Genomic DNA, 19,777 nt, shown 5'->3' on the forward strand with positions numbered 1-19,777 from the left:
ATAATTAAAAATGAAAGATATAACCCACGAATTCGGAACACTTTACCACCCGAAAACGGCATTGGTTTTTTATCAGACTGATGAACGAACCCCAAATACTTATGTGGAACATTTTGATATGGATAAAAACGGAAACCCCATCAACGCCCATCCATTGACGGAAAGAGAAGCGAAAACATTGGCAAAATCATTAAATCTAACTACAAAAAAAGAAAAAAAACAAGAGTTTTTAAAACCAAAAGGTATTTTACCAACCTATATTTTACACATTAATCCGAGCGAAAACGGTTCAGTAATTTGGTACACAAAAGCAGGAAAACGACAACTTTATTTTAGTGAAAATTTGGAAATCCCGAACGGAAAAGCGGAAGTTCCTGCATTGATTTGGTTGGCGAATAAACGAAGTCTGAAAATTTTTGCGCTGTCAAGCAACCGAAGACCGACAGAGAAATTTTCACTTTTTTATGCTCCGTTTTTCAATGTGTATGAAAACGGAAATGTATGTATGGGAACGGTTAATATTGATATTCAAAATTCGGCTTCGGTGGAGGAATTTACTGAAAAATGGGAAGAATACTTTTTCAATTCCTATTTCAGTCATTTGATGAATGAGCATAATCCCATTAATGAAAATTGTGTAAATCTTTGGAAAAGCCTTGTTGATACTGAAAAACCTTTTCCGAAAGAAGCTTTAAAATCTGCAAATAGAACTTTAAAAACCTTATTGAAATGAATACAGAAAATGAAATCATAACCGAAAAAATGAGAACTAAAGTCCATTTTGTGGACAATTATTTGCTCAATCCAACTAATCCAATTTTAGTAAATTTAATCGGTGCAGGCGGAACTGGTTCGCAGGTTTTAACGGCATTGGCAAGAATGAACCACGCTTTAACGGAACTGAATCACGCAGGATTATCCGTAAGATTGTGGGACGATGATGTGATAACAGAAGCCAATCTCGGCAGACAATTGTTTGCGGAAAGCGAATTGGGATTGCATAAATCGGTTGCTTTAATCAACCGAACCAACCGATTTTTTGGAACCGATTGGAAAGCAGAAATTCAAAAATTTGAAAAAGATTATCTGAATAATCTGCCCGAAAATGCAAACGCAACAATCTATATTTCTTGCGTGGACAATGTACAATCACGTTTTGAGATTGCTGAAATGTTGAATGAATTGAAAATAGATAAAGGCTATTACAGAAATCAATCAAAATATTGGATGGATTTTGGGAACAGTCGATTTACAGGACAGGTTTTGCTTTCCACTATTGGAAATATCCGACAACCCAATTCCGAGAAATACGAAACTGTTGAAAGTTTACCCTTTGTAACTGAAGAATTTGGAGAGCTTTTAAAACAATCCGAAACCGAAGATGATACGCCAAGTTGCAGTTTAGCCGAAGCTTTGGAAAAGCAGGATTTATTCATCAATTCAACATTAGCACAGATGGGAAGTTCACTTTTATGGAATCTTTTCCGTAACGGATTGACAGAAAACAGAGGCTTTTTCCTTAATCTGAAAGAATTCAGAACCCAACCGATTAAATTTTAGTTTTTACCCCCTGATAAAAAATCGGGTGGCAAAAATGCAATTCCTTTCTTTGGTCGGAAACGCATTTTTGCGGGAATATGGATGCAACCACATTTCTAAAACATTGCCATATTTTAGGCTTTTGTAATTTTTTGAAAAGAGGTTGCGGTTTTTTATTCATTGAATTTTTAATATCAATGAGTTGAAAAGACTTTCTAAATTAATTCCAGACTACCTTCAAATCTTTAAATTCTAAATTTGATCTCGTTTTTTCAAATGTATTTCTATCTGGCTGGGAAGTTGCTTTGAATCTGAACATTTTAATAAACATTGGCTCACCCTGTATATCTTTAAATGAGAAAATGAGTTTTACAGGAACGTCTTTTGCTAGTTTTGGAAAGAATTTGCTGGATGTATTAAAATCAATTTTATATTCATTACCATCAATATCGACAACAAATATATCTTCAATCGTCATTTTTTTATTCTCATCTTTGGATTCAATAAGAAATGTTAATTCAATACTTTTTGCGGTTTTGTTTCCTTCTACTTTTGTTATTTTAAAAGCTGAATTTTCTGTTTCCGTTTCGAGAATTGGTTTATTAATATCCAAGACTTTTTTCAAATACTCGTTCTCTGAAACCAAAACTTTGTTTGTTGATTGCAAGGCTTCATTGTCTTTTTTCAAAACATCACAATTCGTTTGGCTGTATCCAGATGTTGCAAATAATATTGCAGATAAAAATAAAATTCGTGTCATATCATCTATGTTAAATCCTTTATTTAAGGGAGTTCAAATCTACAAATAAAATTGTTTTTTATCAATTGATTGAATTGAGATATTCATAATTATTGCCTATTCATCAATACTTGACTTAGGACGTTTTATGGTTGGTAAGGCAATCTTTTCAGAAGTGGCGTTGCTTGATCGTAATTCACTTTGAAGAAAAGGCATTATGTTTTTTATGGAAGACTTCCAATTTGTTATCGGTTTGTCATAACCGTTTTTCCATCCGTTTCCAAGCCAACTGTAATATTTTTCTTTAATCAAATGATCTAATTCTGGATTATAGTTTTCAAATGTTTTCGCACATTCTGTAAAATCTTCGAGCGAAGGAATATTACTTGGAAGTGAAATTGGTACTGTAAGAGGTTTTTTCGTAAGATCATCGGAAGTCAAATTTTGATTCTGTGAATTTTCTGTACTCTTTAAGACCTTTTTGGCAGTTTCCTTTTTTTTCTGAATTGTTTTTTGGTTCCTTTTAGTAGTCGAAACTCTTTTCTTGGTTTCAGGGTTAGCAAATACAGAAAATATAGGTGAATATTCTAAATGAATTTTGTAGTACCCTGGAAGTCCGTTTTTGGGTTGATATTGAATCATTCCCGCAGTAACCAATTTTTGACGTAAGGCAATAATGGTTGGTCTTGTGATTTTCAGTCTTTCGCAAATTTCAGTATCTGAAAGACGGAAATCATTTTCTTCGTTTTTTTTCCATATCTCAATCAAAAAAAGATAGAGAGCAACCGCAACTGCTCCCAATGGTTCTTCTTCGTTGTATTCCCAAAATTTTTCAGTTAATTCCGAAGCATTCATTTTTTATGCAAAGCCATCAGTTCCATTGCTTTCTCTTTATCTATGATAATAAGATTTCCGTTTTGAATGATGGCATCATCCAATATTCCGCTGGATTTGATTTCCGCTGCTTTCGAGCGGGAGCATCCAAGTGTTTTGGCTAAACCTTTAAGCCCATATTCATATTTTTTTTCTTGAGTTTTGTTTTTTTGCAAATCCATAAATTCCTCGACAGTCAGTTCAAGCAATTGCTTTTTCGGGTCAATATTCATAGTGTTGATTTTTTCTTGATTTTCTTCGATTGCTCAGAAATTTAATTGTTCGGATTAATAGTTTTTGAGCGTTATTTTTTGAGTTCATAGCTATTTTCAGCATCTTTAACAATCAATCCTTTCTCACGCATAAATTTAATATAACTCTTTGCAGTACGGTCTTTTACTGCCATCATATTTTGAAGTTTTTCACATAATCCGGCATAGGTATAAGTTTTTTGCTGTGAAAATAAAGTCCGAGCAATATTTGCCAATTCTATCTCTTTGCGTTTCTCTTTTTCTTCCTTGCTTTTTTCCCCGACAAAAACGTGCATTCCCTTTGCTTTATCCCAAGAAAATTGAATAAGCGGAACATCCAATGGACTTCCATCTCTTACCTTCAATGCTTTTACCACAGATATTTGTGGATCTTCATCTTTTTCAATGGATAAAATAGCAGCTGCTTTTCTTTGAAGCTCGCTTCCGAGGTGTCCCCGAAGCTTTAATCCATTAGGTGTAAAATGCAGAACTCCAACAATGCAGGTTTTGTAAATTCCAGCCATACGGTAGAGTTCATCAATTAAGGCAACGCTTTCTCCTTCATCATTGGCACAACGTATCAAATCGGCTATTCCATCGATCACGACCATATGAATCCCTGAAAATTGATAATAAAATTTGTCCATACTCTGCAATATTGCTTGCAGACGCTCTTTTCTTGACATTCCTGCCAAACAATAGGCTTTGAAATATTCAGGCATATTTTCTCTTCCAGACCGTTTCAGAATCCCTGAAATGTTTTTGTATAATTGGTTTTCGGATTGTTCGGTATCGTAGAGCAGAACTGCTTTGCCTTCAATATTAGGTAAAATATGGGTTCCTAAAGTATCTATTTGACCATCTTGATGTAATGTTCCGGCAATCAGGCTTCCTACATAATTACTTTTTCCTGTTCCTTCACCGCCTGTTAATCCCATTAAGTTGCCTTGTGTTCCCAATGGGACATCATTAATAGAAATGACTGTTTGGGATTGTAAAGGAGGCTGGCTAAAGTCAATTTCGCAAGGTTTCAATATCGCCATAGTTTCGTTATATAATTGGTCTAAAAATTCAAGAAATAATTGGTTGAAATCATTTTTGGTATTTCCGATTCTGAAAAAATCGGAAATATCTTTTTCCTGTTTAGCTCCTGAAAGAGGCAAAACCAAACGATTTACTCCATAAGCAGACAATTGTTTTTGATGTTTGAGCGAAGCCTCCAATCCCGTTTTATCCACATCATACAAAATCAGAATATGTTTGAAACGGTAGGAAAGCTTTTTAATCAGGCTTTCAGGTATCAAGCTTGTTTCACTGTTGAAGCAAATCGCATAAAATCCTTTGGAAGCCAATGACAATACATCCTTTTCTCCTCCGGTAATAAACAACGTATTTCCTTTGGCGGGCAATTGTTCCAATCCGAAACAATAGGATTCAGGTAGATTTCCACCGTACAGAAAGCGCATTTGGGAAAATGGACGGTAAATTTTCACATATTTTTTACCGAAATATCCAAACATAGGCTCCTCAACTGAAGATTGTATGGTAAAAGGTTTTGAGTCTTTATTTTCACTTGTAAACTCATCCAATGAAAACACTTTGTACAGTTTCAGAATTTCACGAGTAATGCCATATTGTTTCCAAAACTCAATTTCTTTTAGTGTAAAGCCACGTTCAAATACGGTGTAAGGTTTAGGCTGATACGCCAGTTCCTTTACTGAATTCTCATTTATATTATTTGTTTTTGCTCTTGGAGAATATCTATTTTGAGACATAACAAATCCGTTTTCCAGCCCCAAATTCATTTCCTCATTAATATGTTTCAGTATCTCTGTAAAATCTTTATTACAATCCAGATTTTTAATTTTCCCTACCAATGAAAAACAATCTCCATCATAGTCAGGATTACCAAAATCCTTTATTCGATACATATCGCTTCTTCGGTCAAAGTAGATATTGCAAGATGCCTTGGTATCATCATAAAATGGATTTTTGAATTTTCTGCCTACACGCCAATCTCCTGGAAGAAAGTGTTTGAAAATATCCAGTCCGTCACGGGTGCTGCTGAGTACTTTGTTTTTGTCTAACATTCTTTTGGTGGTTTAGAATTAGATTTTGTAAACAGTCTTCACTTCGGCGGATCAGGTTTTCCTCCATCATTCTTTTAATTTCACTGATTTTGTAGTAATTCTTCCCTCTAATGCGGGAATAGTTGATTTTATTTTCACTGCGTAGTCTTTGCAGTGTTCGGTCACTAATCTTCAAAAAGGTACATACCTCATAACTGTCTACCCAACTGTCTTCTTCATCTTGTATGTTTTGCTGGGAAATAACATAATCGAAGATTGTGTCCACTTTTGACATCAAACTTTTAAAAGCTTGAGATTCAATAGTGATTACTTCCATTAGTGTTTTTTTATTTCAAGCCCCAAAATTAGTAGTAGCAAAGGTGAAAAACCAATTAAGATATGGTCAATACTGGACAAAAAGAAGACAATTAAAGACAATGGATTTTATATTAATACTTTACCTCAAAACAATAATTTTTTTGGTCGATTCATTTTTGATTATATCAAAAAGAAAAAAAAGAGTTTTTTATTAAAATTAAGATTCTGGCTCATCAGGGCAGGTGCAAAGGTGCAAGTATGTATAATACTTGCACCTTGCACCAGTCCCAAATGCCTATGAATAAAGGATTGGTGTTTTGGTAATTTTTGGTTAAATTTGCACTATGAGTGGCTTGCAGACAAAAAGTGGACACTCGGAAGGTTAAAATAGCGTAGGAAACGCTCTAAATCGTACCCCTCAATTGAAAACACAATCGTTTAATATTGAAAACTAGATGGTTATAATTTAGTTTGTAATTTTCTTTTAAAATTACATTAATCGTCTTGTGAAAAATGCTTTTTTTTTAATTTAAAAACATAAGCAAAAACACTTATAATTGATGATTATTAGCGATTTTGCTTATATCGTATTGTACTTAAAATGTAATTAATCTGCTCCCGGAATATGAATCGATTTATCTTCGTGTTTCGTTCCGTCTATATTGATATTAAGAGCTACGTAAAGAAAGTTGTAGTTTTGATTTCTAAGAGCTCCAAATTCTCTTTGCCAAAGAAATCCTGTAAGAACTCCAAAATTATCATCAATTTGATAACCTCCACCTACATATAATCTGTTTCTCGCAAATGCCGGTTTAATAGGGCTTACAAAGAAAACTTCATCATAAACATTCGTAAAAACTGTTCCTGCTTTAATTGTTTTTGCATTTAATGGTACAGAAACATTCAAACGATATCTGTAACGCATTCTTTGTGCATGTATATCTCTTTTCGGATCATAAAACCAGCTTTTTTCTGCTCTGAAACGGTTTTCAAATTTTACGATTCCCTTTTTAAAATCGATAACATCCTGCAACCAAACTCGGAACTCTTCTTTACTAATACTGTGATCTGTATAGGTTGCATATCTTCCTAATCCTACAAATGGTTTATGGTTTTTTGTTAAATTATAACCTACACCTCCTTTAATCTCGTAATAGTCGGGATAAGTAAATTCCTCAATTCCTCTCATCTGCGTTTCTGCATAAATGAAGAATTTCGGATGAAATTTATAATTCACTGTAATTGCTGCAAAACTAGAAGCGTGCTCTTGCGCATTGGCTAATCCTAAACCTAAAACCAACCCCAAACCGGTTAAGAATCTCATTATAAAATTTTTTGCAAAAGTAGATGATTTAACATTCGGTTAATATTAAATTTACATTAACATTTAACATAAAATCTATCTAAAATTGATTTGATAGCTGAAACCCAGGTGAAACCAACGCTGCGGCATAGGTACACCAAAAGTCTCGGTATATTGCGTATTCGTAACATTGGTAACTAAAACATACACAGAAAGATCGTTTTTGGTAAAGTTTAATTTCTCATCAAGCAACTGATAACTTCCAAGGTTCAATCTTTCATTATAACGATAAACCAATTCGTTGCTAAAGTATTTTAAGAAACGATTTTGAAGCTTCGCAATGAACTGATGTTTCAAATTATCTAAATTATATCGAGCATAAATAGATTGAGAATTCTCCAGCTTATTATCCAAATATGTATATCCTACAGAATATTTTGCCCAGTCTGTAAGTGTGTGATTCCATTCTAGCTCCACTCCTTTCACTTTGCTATCGCCCACATTTTGAGAGTACCAAACAGGATCGGTTAAACTTACTTTAGTCCAATCAATTGTATTGTTTCCTTCTCTTACAAAACCACTGGCTTTTGCGAGTATATTTTTGGTTTGGTATTGATACCCAACTTCCGCATAAACCGCATTTTCAGGCAACAAATTAGGATTTCCCTGTTCGGTTTTGCTTACATAATACAAATCTGTAAACGTCGGAACTCTATGAACTCTGGAAACATTTCCGTAAATTTTATTGTTCTCAAGGAAAGTATAGCCTACATCAAGCCCCGGATAAAAGAAATTACCATTGGTAGAATAATTTGCCCAAGAAGCTCCCGGACTGATATTTAATTTTTTATCAAGCAAAGAAAAATGATGCTCGAAAAACACCTGCGTCACAAATCTTTCACGATCTCCTAAATTATTACTTGCCAAAAATTCTTTCCTCAACTCTACTCCCAAACCTGTCGTTCCCCAATTGGAAGTGTAGCTCGAATTTACTTCTCCACCCACATTGTTTCCGATGTGCATATTTCGGTAGATTTCCGGTTTGTTTCTATTATAAAGATACATGTCTTGCCCTCTTCTCCAATACACATTTGAATTGAGTCTAAACTTTCCAAAACTTTGCTGATGCGCTACACTTACGATGGATGCCAACAATTCTTCATACTGCTCTGTTGCCAAAGGTGATGCATAAAAACCATTTGCTCCGAATTTTTTCTCAGAAATCCCGGCTTGTAACCTTACATTTCCGTTCTTAATTTTAAGCTGATTTTGATAATATGCATTCTTTATTTCGTAATCTGTATTGTAACGATATCCTTGTGAAGAATTACTATTTACCTGCAAAAGATTTGAGAATTTTTCGTTTCCGAAATTTGCGTTCAAGCCCATTCCGTAAGTTTCGTAATCTCCAGCTTCTGCACTTACTTTTACTCTTTTTCCAGGATTTGCTTTGGTAATAATATTAATGGCTCCTGCGTAAGCATTTTGTCCGAAACGTCTTGCTGCAGGACCTTTTATAACTTCAATTCTTTCTACATCGTCCAAATCTAAAGGAATGTTCAAAGAATTATGCCCTGTTTGAGAATCATTCATACGAATTCCGTTAATCAAAATAAGAACCTGCTCAAAAGAACTTCCTCTAAAACCTACATCACTCTGCACACCATTGGCTCCTCTCCTTCTTACATCCATCCCAGAAACCTGTTGAAGAATTTCGTCGATACTTTTTGCTGGAGACGCCAAAATATCGGCTTTTGTAATCACCGTAATATTATGATTGGCGTTTTTATAAGGCGTTGAAATAAATTTCCCTTGAATTTGTACAGAATCTATCGCAGCCATTTTTTCCTGTGCCGAAACTGAAAAAAATGATGCTACAGCAACTATAGGAATTAATTTTTTGAACATAATAAGTAATGTTTAGTTTGAAGTTGCCAAAATTAACAGACTTCAATCAGACCAAAAAATGATACTTGTCATGGAATATTTACCCATTTTTCGCAAAAAAACCTAAGTGATTATTTATCAATTAGGTTTTTAAATAAGTTTATATCTTACTTTTCTATGGTACGAGTTCTAATCTGTTTCTGGAACTTGTATCTTTTTTGTTTAATCTTTTTTGAGTTTCTTCATCTAAATTCATTTCTAAACTTCACTGCTATTTATTAACAGTATTAATATCTAAAAAAAGATTTAATCAATTACATAAATAATCGACTTTATTGGTAGGATATCCGTTTTCATTATAACTAAAAGACGAAATATTTTCAGTAACATGACTTTGCAGCGCATTATCTACGAAAATTTTAGAACTGTAACTCCTATAATTATTTTTTGAAAATTTTAAAGGTAAAAACTGCTCAAAAGGGACATTAACATTTAGATATGGATTTTTAAAACTATCGTAATCTCCATATGTAATTATAGTTTGTACAGTATGTCCCGGAGTATACGTATTGTTTATTGTTCTCGTAATTAAATTTGAATTTTGATAAACCCAGATCTCATTTTGTTCATTATCTAAAACATTTTGATAATCGTAGTGTTTATTTTCTACAGAAATAATTTGATTATCAGAATTATAAGAATATGTAAAAACATTCTTACTTTCATATAGGTCATTTACTGTCAAAACTCTTTCCTTATTAATGATTCTTCCGTTCGAATCATATGTAAGATAATCTATATATTGATAGCCATTATAGCTCTTTGGTTCTATAATTTTAGATGGCAAATTATTATTATATTCCACATTTATTACAGATTTTATTTGTGGTTGATATATTGGCGGAAATTGACTTCCTGATTCTATCCATGAAAAATCTTTCCAAGCAATAACTTTATCGCCATTATAAACTAATTCTGAATTATATATTTGCTGTCCTGTTGTAGTAATTGTTTTTTTGTCAAATTTTGTAATAAAACACTTTTTTTCTAGAGAAATTTCTGAATTTTCTTCAGTAGTTCGACATGATATGATAGATAATAATAAAAAGAAGTAGGGAAATTTTGATTTCATGGAAAATATTATTTTTTGCAAAAATAAAAAATAAAGTGTAATCCAATTTTTAGTAATCAATTTTGTATTTTTGCTAGTCTTAATTTTACTATGGCTACAACAACAGATATTGATATAAAGAAGCAACTTTTCGTTAAAAACGCTCACCTTAACAACCTGAAACATATCGATGTTTTGATTCCTAAAAACAAACTCATCGTGATAACAGGAGTTTCGGGAAGTGGTAAATCTTCTCTCGCTTTCGATACTATTTATGCAGAAGGACAGAGAAGATATGTAGAAAGTTTAAGCTCCTACGCAAGACAGTTTTTGGGCAAACTCGAAAAACCAAAAGTAGACGATATTAAAGGTTTGGCGCCTTCCATTGCGATTCAGCAGAAGGTAATTTCTTCGAACCCGCGTTCTACGGTAGGAACTTCAACCGAAATTTACGATTACATGAAGCTTCTTTTCGCTAGAATTGGGAAAACTTTCTCTCCCGTTTCTGGCGAAGAAGTAAAGAAAGATTCTGTAAGCGATGTTGTAGACTATATAAAAGCGGCAAAAAAAGACACTGCATTTTTATTGACGGCTCCTCTTCAATTTGAAGTTGATAATTTTAAAGAAAATCTTAATGTTTTAAAATTAGCCGGATTTACAAGACTTGAAATCAACGGAAATATTGCCGGAATTGAAGATTTGGAAAGCTTCGGTTTTACTCCAGAAAAAGAAATGGTCATCAATCTTGTGATAGACCGTTTCACGTATGAAGAAGACGAAAGTTTCTTGCAGCGTTTAGCAGATTCTATCCAAATGGCTTTCTATGAAGGGAGAGGTTATTGTGCATTAAAAAATGTAGATTCAGGTAAAATAAAAGAGTTTTCAAACAAATTTGAACTTGATGGCATCGAATTTTTGGAGCCAAATGTTCATTTCTTCAGCTTTAATAATCCTTTTGGAGCTTGCCCAACCTGCGAAGGCTACAGAAAAGTGATTGGTGTTGATGAAGATTTAGTTATTCCAAACAAAGCGTTATCATTATTTGAAGACGCCGTTGTTGCTTGGAAAGGAGAAACAATGAGCGAATGGAAAAAAGAATTCATCCAAAAAGCAGAAGATTTCCCTATTCACAAACCATATCATCAACTAAGCAAAGAGCAGAAAAATTACCTTTGGAAAGGCAACGGAAAAAGCAACTTTCCTTCTCTAAATAATTTCTTTAAAATGCTGGAAGAAAACCTGTACAAAATTCAGTACAGAGTTATGCTTTCACGTTATAGAGGGAAAACTTTGTGCCCTACTTGCGAAGGTTTACGTTTGCGCGAGGAAACAAGTTGGGTAAAAATCGACGGACACAACATTCAATCTATGATTGAATTGCCTTTAGATGAATTGTATCCATTAATTCAAAGTTTTGAGCTTTCTGAGCACGACAAAGAAGTTGCCAAAAGATTATTGTATGAAATCACAACCCGACTGGAGTTTTTATTAAAGGTTGGTTTAGGATATTTAACTTTAAATAGAACATCCAACACGCTTTCTGGCGGTGAAAGTCAGAGAATTAACTTGGCGACAAGTTTGGGAAGTTCTTTGGTAGGTTCTATTTATATTTTGGATGAGCCTTCGATTGGCTTGCACTCAAGAGATACAGAAAATTTAATTGAAGTGTTAAAAAACCTACGCGATTTAGGAAATACCGTAATCGTTGTAGAACACGATGAAGACGTAATGAGAGCCGCAGATTACATCATCGATATTGGTCCGGAAGCTGGCTATTTAGGCGGGGAATTGGTTTTTGCAGGCGATTACAAAGAATTGAAAAATGCAGATACTTTAACTTCGAAATATCTTACAGGCAGACTTGAAATTGAGGTTCCTACCAAACGTAGAAAAGCCAAAGAATTTATTCATATTAAAGGAGCAAGACAAAATAATCTTAAAAATATTGATGTTGATATTCCGCTTGAGAATCTTGTCGTAATTACAGGAGTTTCAGGAAGTGGAAAATCTACTTTAATGAAAGAAATTCTAACGAATGATGTTCAAATTCAGTTAGGAATGGGCGGTAAAAAAGGAGATTACGATTCTGTAGAATTTCCTTTAAATAGGATTAAAAACATTGAATTAATCGACCAAAACCCAATCGGAAAATCATCAAGGTCTAATCCTGTAACCTATCTAAAAGCATACGACGATATTCGTGACCTTTTTGCCAAGCAAAAAGTAGCTAAAATGATGGGGTATAAACCGAAACATTTCTCTTTCAACGTAGATGGAGGAAGATGTGACGAATGTAAAGGAGAAGGCGTAATTAACGTATCCATGCAGTTTATGGCAGATATTGAACTGGAATGCGAAGCTTGTAAAGGAAGTCGTTTTAAAAACGAAATTCTTGAAGTAAAATACGACGAGAAAAACATCTCAGACATTCTACACATGACGGTAGACGAGGCTTTGGATTTTTTCAGAGAAAATAAAGAAGATAAAATTGCCACCAAACTTACGCCACTTCAAGAAGTTGGTTTGGGTTATCTTCAATTAGGGCAAAGCTCTTCTACACTTTCTGGTGGTGAAGCACAAAGAGTAAAGCTCGCTTCTTTCCTCGTAAAAGGTGTAACGAATGATAAAACCTTATTTATTTTTGACGAACCTTCTACTGGGCTTCATTTCCACGATATTCAAAAGCTTTTGAAATCTTTACAGGCCTTGATTGAATTGGGGCATTCGGTAATTGTTATCGAACATCAACCCGACATTATGAAGTGTGCCGATTTCATTATCGATATCGGTCCAGATGCCGGAAAACACGGAGGAGAAGTTGTTTTCACCGGAACTCCAGAAGAACTGGCAAAAAATAAAAAATCCCATACAGCGAAATATGTTGCGGAGAAATTGTAAGAATTATCTTTATATAATTAAAAAGGAAGCAGATTTTGCTTCCTTTTTTTGTTAAAAATCTGTTTCTAAACTAAGATTTTAAAATTATATTTTAAATTGGTCTTTCACCAGTTTCCTTTTTTCTCTAGATATTGGAATTTCATCTTTATTCGTGAGGAGAAGTATATTTCCTTCGGATTTTTTTATACTTTTAATATAATTTTTATTGACCAAATGAGATTGATGACAGCGGATAAAGCCATATTTTTCTAGAAGATTTTGATACTCAAATAAAGACGTTGTAGAAACAATTTGTTCCTGATTTTCAATGAAAATAGTGGTGTAACTATTAGAACTTTCACATCTTACAATTTGATTGACCGTTACAAAATGTATTTCTTTCAGAGAAGATATTGCGATTTTATGATTTGTCTTATCGTTTTCATGTCTTAAATATTCAACAAGATTTTCTAAAGATTTATTCCCTTTTTTCTCTGAAATTCTTTTTTTTGCCTTTTGAATTGATAATTGTAGCTCAGCAAAATCGATAGGTTTTAAGACATAATCTAAAGCAGAGAACTTCACCGCATCTATTCCGTAATTTGAAAATGCAGTTACAAAAATTACTTCAAAATCAAAATGATTTAATTTTTTTAAAAGTTCAAACCCATTCTTCTCTGGCATTTCTATATCTAAAAAAATTAGGTCTGGAGAAGATTTTAAAAATAATTCGTAAGCTAAATCTACAGAGTTTGCTTCAGCAACAACACTTATCTCGTCTGAATATCTTTTCTCTAAAATAAGTTTCAGATTTTCAATTCCGTTTTTCTCATCATCAACAATGAGCACTTTAATCATTTTCTAATAAATTTTTATACGTTATAAGTGTTTGGGTTCCGTTATTATTACTTTCCACAAAATACTCAATTTTTATATGTTTTGAAGCAGAATTAAATAATAACATTCGTTCTTTTGTAAGCATTAACCCCTTTCCTTTAAATTTCGATTCTACCTTAAAACCATTCCCATTGTCTTTTATTTCATAAACTAAATCTCTACCCTTTTTTAAGATCTTAAATGAAAGCTGACCTTTATCACCTAAAACAGAGATTCCATGTTTAATAGAATTTTCAATAATCGGCTGTACTAACATTGGCAACACCTCAATCTCATCAATTTGAATTTCTTCATCAATCATAAAATCAAAATGAAAAGAAAACCTAAATTGTTCCAAAGAAATATAGTTTTTCAGGGCTTTAATCTCTAAAGAAATAGGAATTAACTCTTTATCACTAAAATCTAAAATAGATCTCATTAATTTTGAAAATTCAGTAAGATACAAATTAGATTTTTCAGTATTTCCTGCATTTACTAAGCCTTGTATAGAATTCAACGCATTAAATATAAAATGAGGATTAAGTTGGGCAGACATAAATTGAAGTTTTGCTTTCTGCTCTTTTTGTAATCTTCTAATTCTTCTGTTTCTAAGAACTAAAATAATAAAACCCAATAAAGCCAAGAAGAAAATAACAAAAGTAATTCTTAACCAAACATTTTGAAACCATTTAGGCTCAGAAAAAAACTCTTTGGTAATATACTCTTTTTCTCCTCTATATTTCACTTGAAGAACATACTTTTTTCCAGGTTTGAAGTCGTGAAGAATAATAAAATCATTTGCTTTTTTCCATGTCTCCGAAGTGGGCGTACCATTTTCTAGAAGCCTATATTCCAGCATATCTTTAGTATTTGCAGAATTTTTGGGACGGTAGAAAATGGCAATCTTCGTTTTCTCGTCTACTTTCATGATAGGATCACGATATTTTGCAAAATATGAACTCGGCCAATCTTCATAAAAACTATATCTCAGTTGTTTCTTTGCAGCAAGAGCCTCTTCTACAAAAGTCTCTAAAGAAACTCCATTGTAATTATGAAGACCTGAACAAACAAATGGTACTTTATCGTCCTCAACTTTATTTAATGTACAATTCAAGAATGGTTTTCCGCCTTTTGTTCTAAAAGAAATTTTCACAACATCATTTTTAGTAAGTATTTGGTCGAAAATTTTATAACCTTTCAATTCCTTAGTCTTTTGTGAAGAAATTGTTTTTTCATCAATAGTAAAGCCAGCGTTTATATTTCTCCACGAGTACAAAATTTTGTTATTTTTAAAAATCTGAAACTCCAATTTTTCAAAATTATATTGTGAGTGCTTTGTGGTATTGCCCATTATTAAACTAATAGGCACATTTGTCATTAACCCATTAGAAACTGTAATAGAAAGTTGTTTACCATAAACATTCAGAACCTGATCTTTCCAAGGTGCTTTTACCTGTTGTACATTTTTTTTGGAATTTGAATTTTCAGGTATAAGAAAATTATTTGAAATTAAAACCTGTGTTTCTCCAAAGCGAATTAGGTAATTTTGCTTTCCTTGAGAAAACACCAAAATACCTTCTAAAAATAAAAGAGTTAAAAAAAATAGTTTTTTCATTACTGCAAATTTAAAATGATGAGCAAACTTATCAATCATTTTAAAATTATTTCTTTACTTTTTGAATTCGGTCTATTCTACTCTATATTCTGCAATAAAAACTAAGATTAGAAAATAATGCTATTTCAAACTTTATAAATAATACCGCTCAAACTTTATCCACAAAAAAATGTGGATAACTTGTGAATTTTAACATTTAATTCATTGTATTTCAAAAATATATTCCTACATTTACTATGTAATAAAAATGAAATGAAAACTTTTCCTGTATTTCCATTTTCAGAAATTGCAGTTAAATTTGAAATAAAAATTTAAGCACAGCATTGTCGGCTGTGCTTTTTTGTTGTTGTCTAACTAAAAAAATGAGATGTATTTATCTACTGAATCCGCTTCTAAAGAGCGGATTCTTTTATAAATTCTTTTTAGATTTCGACTTCAATGGTTTTTCTTCAGACAATAAAATACCTCCAATAATGCTACGTTCGTGATACATCCAAACACTCACAAACTTATGCTTTTCTGGAGTTTGAAATTGAGCGTCAAAAATAATAAGATCTACAGGATCTACATCGCTCAGATATTTATAATCGTACACAGAATTAAGTTGTGAAACTTCAATTTTATCATCAAAATAACTTTTTAGTTTAGCACAAGATTCCTCAATATTATTAATGCTTTTTTCTATTCTTGTATCAAAAATATAATTAGAAAACGGAGTATAATCAAACGTTCTACATTTATTAAAATATTCTTCTACGAATTTTTTGGCAAACTCTACTCTCTCGATATTAATATCTTTAGAACTTAATTTTCGATAGTTTTTTTGAGCTGTTACAGTGCTTCCCCACATTAAGAAGGTTGCAAGTATAATTTTTTTCATCATAATTTGTTTGAGTACAAAAATAAAAAAATCCCGAAGAAATAAAAACTTCGGGATTTTTGTTTAAGGTAAATTCCTTATTTATTTTTTAGATAATCCTTTAAATTTAAGGTAAGAAATTACTGCTAAAGTAAGCATGGTTGCCAAACCTAGGTACACCCAAATTGGAACCGGAATCGGGTCTCCTGCAGCGTAAGAATGCAACCCGCTTAAGTAATAATTTACTCCAAAATACGTCATTACCATCGAGCAAAATGCAAACATTGTTGCTACATGGAACGCCCATCTGCTTCTTAATCCTGGAACCAATCTCATGTGCAAAACAAAAGCATATACCATAATCGAGATGAAAGCCCAAGTTTCTTTTGGATCCCAACTCCAATATCTACCCCAAGATTCATTTGCCCAAATTCCTCCAAGGAAATTCCCTACAGTTAATGCAAAAAGACCTATAGTTAATGACATTTCAGAAACTACTGCTAATTCTTTTAACGTAGAATCATTATGAATTTTGAATTGTTTTTTATCTGAAATAATATAAAACACCAGAGAAATAACTGCAATAATCATTGACAAAGCAAAGAATCCATAACTAGAAACAATAATAGCTACGTGCACAATTAACCAGTATGATTTTAAAACAGGAACCAAAGGGGTAATTTGAGGGTCTAGAGCAGAACCTCCATGCGCAAATCCCATCATAATAACCGCAACCATATAACCTGCTGCCGGAATTAATTTATTTGAATTATTTTCCGCTCCAAACAATTTTAATCCTGGTTTTGAATCGTCTTTTCCAAACCCGAAGTAGAAGGCTAAACCTGCCGTAATTCCTACCCAAGAAATAAAAATAATAGCTTCGTAACCGTTACTCCAAGGTGCGTGACCAGAAATATACCATCTTCCTACTAAACCAAAGAAATGACAGATATATCCTATTACACCAATATAAATAATGGCTCTAATAATTTTATTTAAAATTCTTGTCGGCTTAAATAACTCAACAAATCCAAGAATCATTAAAAGACTTCCAATGATTGTATAGAAAATCAATAATTTGAAGTTGATGTCTGCTTTGTTCATGAAAACTTCCAAATCAACTTTAGATTGAGGAGGCACAACCGCTTTCCCCCATTTTTGCTGATACTCTGAAAGTTTCTTCAACTCAGCATCTGCTTTGCTCCAGTTTCCTGATTTTTGCGCTTGTAAAACTTCAGCAAAATAAGGACCCATTACTTTTTGAGATTCTACATCTGGCTCCATTTTACCATCAAGCCAAGAATTCCACGTATGGTTAGAATCATTTTTCACAGGAACAATTCTCATAAACTGTCCGCTAAAGAATCCATTGAAAATTTGTACTTTTTCGTTGATTTTAATGACCTGTTTGTCGTATTCAGTTTGTTCTGCCGGTTTTTTTCTGAAAGCAGTATTATAATCTGCATCTAAAATGTACATTAGATTTCCGTTGGCATCGGCAGGGAAAAGATTCATTAAAGAAGTATAACCATCTTCATTAGCTTTTGTTTTTCTTAAAAGCTCCTCACCTCCTTTAGAATCAATTTTAATTAAAGGAACCATCGTCCAGCTTGGTGTATCTGTATTGATTGAAATAAACCACTGTTCCGCTGTTAAAGATTTGCCGTCTGTTCCTTTAAAAGAATCTTTTTTATAAAGCTTTCTAAGAACATCTAATGCTTCTGTATTGATAGGAACAATTCTTCCCTCAACATTCTGAACCAAAAGATATCCAAATTTATCTGCGTGCTCTTTGCTGATTTTATTTTGCGCAATAATTTCGTCTGGAGAAATCATTCGCATCTTTGTTAATGGTGCAGCAACCGAATTTTGCTGTGGTTGAGAAATTTCCGCACTGTGATTATGTTCTTCACCTTGGACGTGAACATGTTCTCTGCTTCCGTCTGTAGTTCCGTGCGTTTCAATTTTTTGGGCATTTAAACCTAAAGTCATGAAAAGCAAAAGAATTCCTGCCGCTTTCTTTTTACTGATGTCTTTCAACATTTTATTTAATTTCCAGAAGTGAGTACCTTTCCAGAAGAACATGAAAAACATCCCTCCAAACAACAAAGCATAACCGATATATGATACCAAAGTTCCCCAATAATCGTGGTTAACCGAAAGTAAAGTTCCCATTCTATCCGGCGTAAAACTCGCTTGGAAGAAACGATACCCTTTATAATTCAAAACGTGGTTCATATAAATTTTGTAAGGTGTTTCTTTACCTTCATCAATAATTTTTACATGACTTTCATAAGCACTTGGAGACGAGCTTCCAGGATAAGTTTCCATCACGAAATCGTCTAATTTTAATGCGAAAGGTGTAGTATAAATTTTAGGTCCGAATCCCATCATGATGTTCAAACCATCCATTGTTACTTGTTTGTAAGCATTAGGATTTCCTTTTTCTACAGAAAGGTCTACCAATTGTTTTGTTTTTGGCCCTTGAATTTCAACTGTCAATTGGTCTGGAACATTTTGGTCCTTCTTTTTATCACCTTCTACAGCAATAAGGTTTCCTTTCATTAAACCTTGCGGAACTACCAATTTCAGGTCATTAATCGTATATAGACTTCTTAAAGCTAAAGGCTGAAATTCATTTTTAACCGTTGTACCTGTTGCCTGAGTTGCCATCGTCATAAAAGAGGCATCTACAGGAGTTTTAATCATTAATTTTCCTCCTTCATTTTTAAATTCTACAGCACCTTCGATTGGTCTGTTGAATGTAACCAAAGTTCCGTTGATAGATTTAGTTTCTCCTTGTTTTATGTAAATATTTTGTCTTCCTGTATTTCCTGTAGAAACTAAATGAAGATATTCCGCACCTTGATTGTTGGGCACCAAACTGTCTTTTTTTCTTTGAATATATTCTTTAGCAGTTACGACAATCTTTTTTCCGTGGAATTCATAATTTGCCTGCAAATCTTTGTGAAGAGGAGACATTAAGTAAGGAATATCTTTGTATGTAAGAATATCTCCTTTTTCTTCAATTTGAATTTTAAAGAAATGCTTATCTGTTACGATTTCATTGCTTGTTTCACCTTCACGGATGCTCATTTGTCCTTCAAAACTGATATATCTTGTAATTGCACCCCCAATAAAGATTAGAATAAATGCAAGGTGAAATACCAAAACAGGCCACTTCTCACGCTTCCAAAGTCTGTATCTGTTGATGTTTCCTACGAAATTAAGAATCAACAAAAGCATTACTGCTTCAAACCATTTAGCTTCGTAAATTAAGGCTTTTGCTGCGGGAGTTCCGTAGTCGTTTTCCAGAAACGTGGCATACGCCATAGAAAATGCATATACGAGTAAAAGCACTGCCATTGTTCTGGTAGAAATAAGAATATCTGTAATCTTCCTCATGATTTATTTTACTTGACATGCAAAAATAAGCATGATAAAACGAATGGTCGTTAAA

The 19,777-nt window shown here is 33.1% G+C and carries 15 protein-coding genes; 3 read left to right on the top strand and 12 right to left on the bottom strand.

The features are described from left to right. The first annotated feature begins 10 nt into the window (after positions 1 to 10). Both AC2A1D_RS16680 and AC2A1D_RS16685 read left to right on the top strand, forming a co-directional pair. Positions 11 to 733, top strand: a complete 723-nt coding sequence (locus tag AC2A1D_RS16680; RefSeq protein ID WP_484044711.1) for a PRTRC system protein B — start codon at positions 11 to 13, stop codon at positions 731 to 733. Beyond that, a complete protein-coding gene (locus tag AC2A1D_RS16685; protein ID WP_484044712.1) occupies positions 730 to 1,560 on the top strand; it encodes a PRTRC system ThiF family protein in 831 nt (276 codons plus the stop codon). Before AC2A1D_RS16680 ends, AC2A1D_RS16685 begins: the two co-directional genes overlap by 4 nt. A 199-nt stretch (positions 1,561 to 1,759) precedes the next feature. On the opposite strand, the gene AC2A1D_RS16690 is transcribed toward AC2A1D_RS16685, so the two are convergent. From AC2A1D_RS16690 to AC2A1D_RS16725, 8 genes are all read right to left on the bottom strand, one after another. Continuing rightward, positions 1,760 to 2,299, bottom strand: coding sequence for a transposase (locus AC2A1D_RS16690; protein ID WP_484044713.1), 540 nt, complete (start codon positions 2,297 to 2,299; stop codon positions 1,760 to 1,762). Between the two features lie 96 nt (positions 2,300 to 2,395). Then, entirely contained in the window at positions 2,396 to 3,133 is a 738-nt protein-coding gene (locus AC2A1D_RS16695; RefSeq protein ID WP_484044714.1) for a hypothetical protein, read from the bottom strand. Then, positions 3,130 to 3,384 carry a DUF3853 family protein gene (locus tag AC2A1D_RS16700; protein WP_484044715.1) on the bottom strand — a complete coding sequence of 85 codons (255 nt, stop codon included), beginning with the start codon at positions 3,382 to 3,384 and terminating at the stop codon, positions 3,130 to 3,132. The genes AC2A1D_RS16695 and AC2A1D_RS16700 overlap by 4 nt, the downstream gene beginning before the upstream one ends. A 71-nt stretch (positions 3,385 to 3,455) precedes the next feature. Continuing rightward, a complete protein-coding gene (locus AC2A1D_RS16705) occupies positions 3,456 to 5,492 on the bottom strand; it encodes a toprim domain-containing protein (RefSeq protein ID WP_484044716.1) in 2,037 nt (678 codons plus the stop codon). Next, a complete protein-coding gene (locus tag AC2A1D_RS16710; RefSeq protein WP_484044717.1) occupies positions 5,455 to 5,808 on the bottom strand; it encodes a helix-turn-helix domain-containing protein in 354 nt (117 codons plus the stop codon). The genes AC2A1D_RS16705 and AC2A1D_RS16710 overlap by 38 nt, the downstream gene beginning before the upstream one ends. A gap of 588 nt (positions 5,809 to 6,396) precedes the next feature. Continuing rightward, complete coding sequence (locus tag AC2A1D_RS16715) at positions 6,397 to 7,113, bottom strand: DUF2490 domain-containing protein (RefSeq protein ID WP_484044718.1); 717 nt, start codon at positions 7,111 to 7,113, stop codon at positions 6,397 to 6,399. A gap of 75 nt (positions 7,114 to 7,188) precedes the next feature. Continuing rightward, entirely contained in the window at positions 7,189 to 9,000 is a 1,812-nt protein-coding gene (locus tag AC2A1D_RS16720) for a TonB-dependent receptor plug domain-containing protein (RefSeq protein WP_484044719.1), read from the bottom strand. A 289-nt stretch (positions 9,001 to 9,289) separates the two neighbouring features. Continuing rightward, the gene (locus AC2A1D_RS16725; RefSeq protein ID WP_484044720.1) at positions 9,290 to 10,111 is read right to left on the bottom strand and encodes a hypothetical protein; all 822 of its coding nucleotides are present in this window, start codon (positions 10,109 to 10,111) and stop codon (positions 9,290 to 9,292) included. A 90-nt stretch (positions 10,112 to 10,201) separates the two neighbouring features. Here AC2A1D_RS16725 and uvrA point away from each other — a divergent pair, with 90 nt between their 5' ends. Continuing rightward, on the top strand, positions 10,202 to 12,988 hold the full coding sequence (gene uvrA, locus AC2A1D_RS16730) for an excinuclease ABC subunit UvrA (protein ID WP_484044721.1): 2,787 nt from the start codon (positions 10,202 to 10,204) through the stop codon (positions 12,986 to 12,988). Positions 12,989 to 13,072: 84 nt separating this feature from the next. Here uvrA and AC2A1D_RS16735 read toward each other — a convergent pair whose 3' ends face one another. The 4 genes from AC2A1D_RS16735 to AC2A1D_RS16750 form a co-directional block, all read right to left on the bottom strand. Then, on the bottom strand, positions 13,073 to 13,825 hold the full coding sequence (locus AC2A1D_RS16735) for a LytR/AlgR family response regulator transcription factor (RefSeq protein WP_484044722.1): 753 nt from the start codon (positions 13,823 to 13,825) through the stop codon (positions 13,073 to 13,075). Beyond that, positions 13,818 to 15,458: a sensor histidine kinase gene (locus AC2A1D_RS16740; protein WP_484044723.1), complete on the bottom strand. Its 1,641-nt coding sequence runs from the start codon at positions 15,456 to 15,458 to the stop codon at positions 13,818 to 13,820. Before AC2A1D_RS16740 ends, AC2A1D_RS16735 begins: the two co-directional genes overlap by 8 nt. A 409-nt stretch (positions 15,459 to 15,867) precedes the next feature. Next, positions 15,868 to 16,341, bottom strand: coding sequence for a hypothetical protein (locus tag AC2A1D_RS16745; protein ID WP_484044724.1), 474 nt, complete (start codon positions 16,339 to 16,341; stop codon positions 15,868 to 15,870). Between the two features lie 78 nt (positions 16,342 to 16,419). Further along, a complete protein-coding gene (locus AC2A1D_RS16750; protein ID WP_484044725.1) occupies positions 16,420 to 19,722 on the bottom strand; it encodes a cytochrome c biogenesis protein in 3,303 nt (1,100 codons plus the stop codon). Between the last annotated feature and the right edge of the window lie 55 nt (positions 19,723 to 19,777).

The organism is Chryseobacterium sp. HNCC26DJ239 (genome assembly GCF_057180445.1).

Coding starts and splice junctions, on each gene's coding strand:
- AC2A1D_RS16680 (WP_484044711.1), top strand. CDS start 11: ATGAAAGATATAACCCACGAATTCGGAACACTTTACCACCCGAAAACG.
- AC2A1D_RS16685 (WP_484044712.1), top strand. CDS start 730: ATGAATACAGAAAATGAAATCATAACCGAAAAAATGAGAACTAAAGTC.
- AC2A1D_RS16690 (WP_484044713.1), bottom strand. CDS start 2,299: ATGACACGAATTTTATTTTTATCTGCAATATTATTTGCAACATCTGGA.
- AC2A1D_RS16695 (WP_484044714.1), bottom strand. CDS start 3,133: ATGAATGCTTCGGAATTAACTGAAAAATTTTGGGAATACAACGAAGAA.
- AC2A1D_RS16700 (WP_484044715.1), bottom strand. CDS start 3,384: ATGAATATTGACCCGAAAAAGCAATTGCTTGAACTGACTGTCGAGGAA.
- AC2A1D_RS16705 (WP_484044716.1), bottom strand. CDS start 5,492: ATGTTAGACAAAAACAAAGTACTCAGCAGCACCCGTGACGGACTGGAT.
- AC2A1D_RS16710 (WP_484044717.1), bottom strand. CDS start 5,808: ATGGAAGTAATCACTATTGAATCTCAAGCTTTTAAAAGTTTGATGTCA.
- AC2A1D_RS16715 (WP_484044718.1), bottom strand. CDS start 7,113: ATGAGATTCTTAACCGGTTTGGGGTTGGTTTTAGGTTTAGGATTAGCC.
- AC2A1D_RS16720 (WP_484044719.1), bottom strand. CDS start 9,000: ATGTTCAAAAAATTAATTCCTATAGTTGCTGTAGCATCATTTTTTTCA.
- AC2A1D_RS16725 (WP_484044720.1), bottom strand. CDS start 10,111: ATGAAATCAAAATTTCCCTACTTCTTTTTATTATTATCTATCATATCA.
- uvrA (WP_484044721.1), top strand. CDS start 10,202: ATGGCTACAACAACAGATATTGATATAAAGAAGCAACTTTTCGTTAAA.
- AC2A1D_RS16735 (WP_484044722.1), bottom strand. CDS start 13,825: ATGATTAAAGTGCTCATTGTTGATGATGAGAAAAACGGAATTGAAAAT.
- AC2A1D_RS16740 (WP_484044723.1), bottom strand. CDS start 15,458: ATGAAAAAACTATTTTTTTTAACTCTTTTATTTTTAGAAGGTATTTTG.
- AC2A1D_RS16745 (WP_484044724.1), bottom strand. CDS start 16,341: ATGATGAAAAAAATTATACTTGCAACCTTCTTAATGTGGGGAAGCACT.
- AC2A1D_RS16750 (WP_484044725.1), bottom strand. CDS start 19,722: ATGAGGAAGATTACAGATATTCTTATTTCTACCAGAACAATGGCAGTG.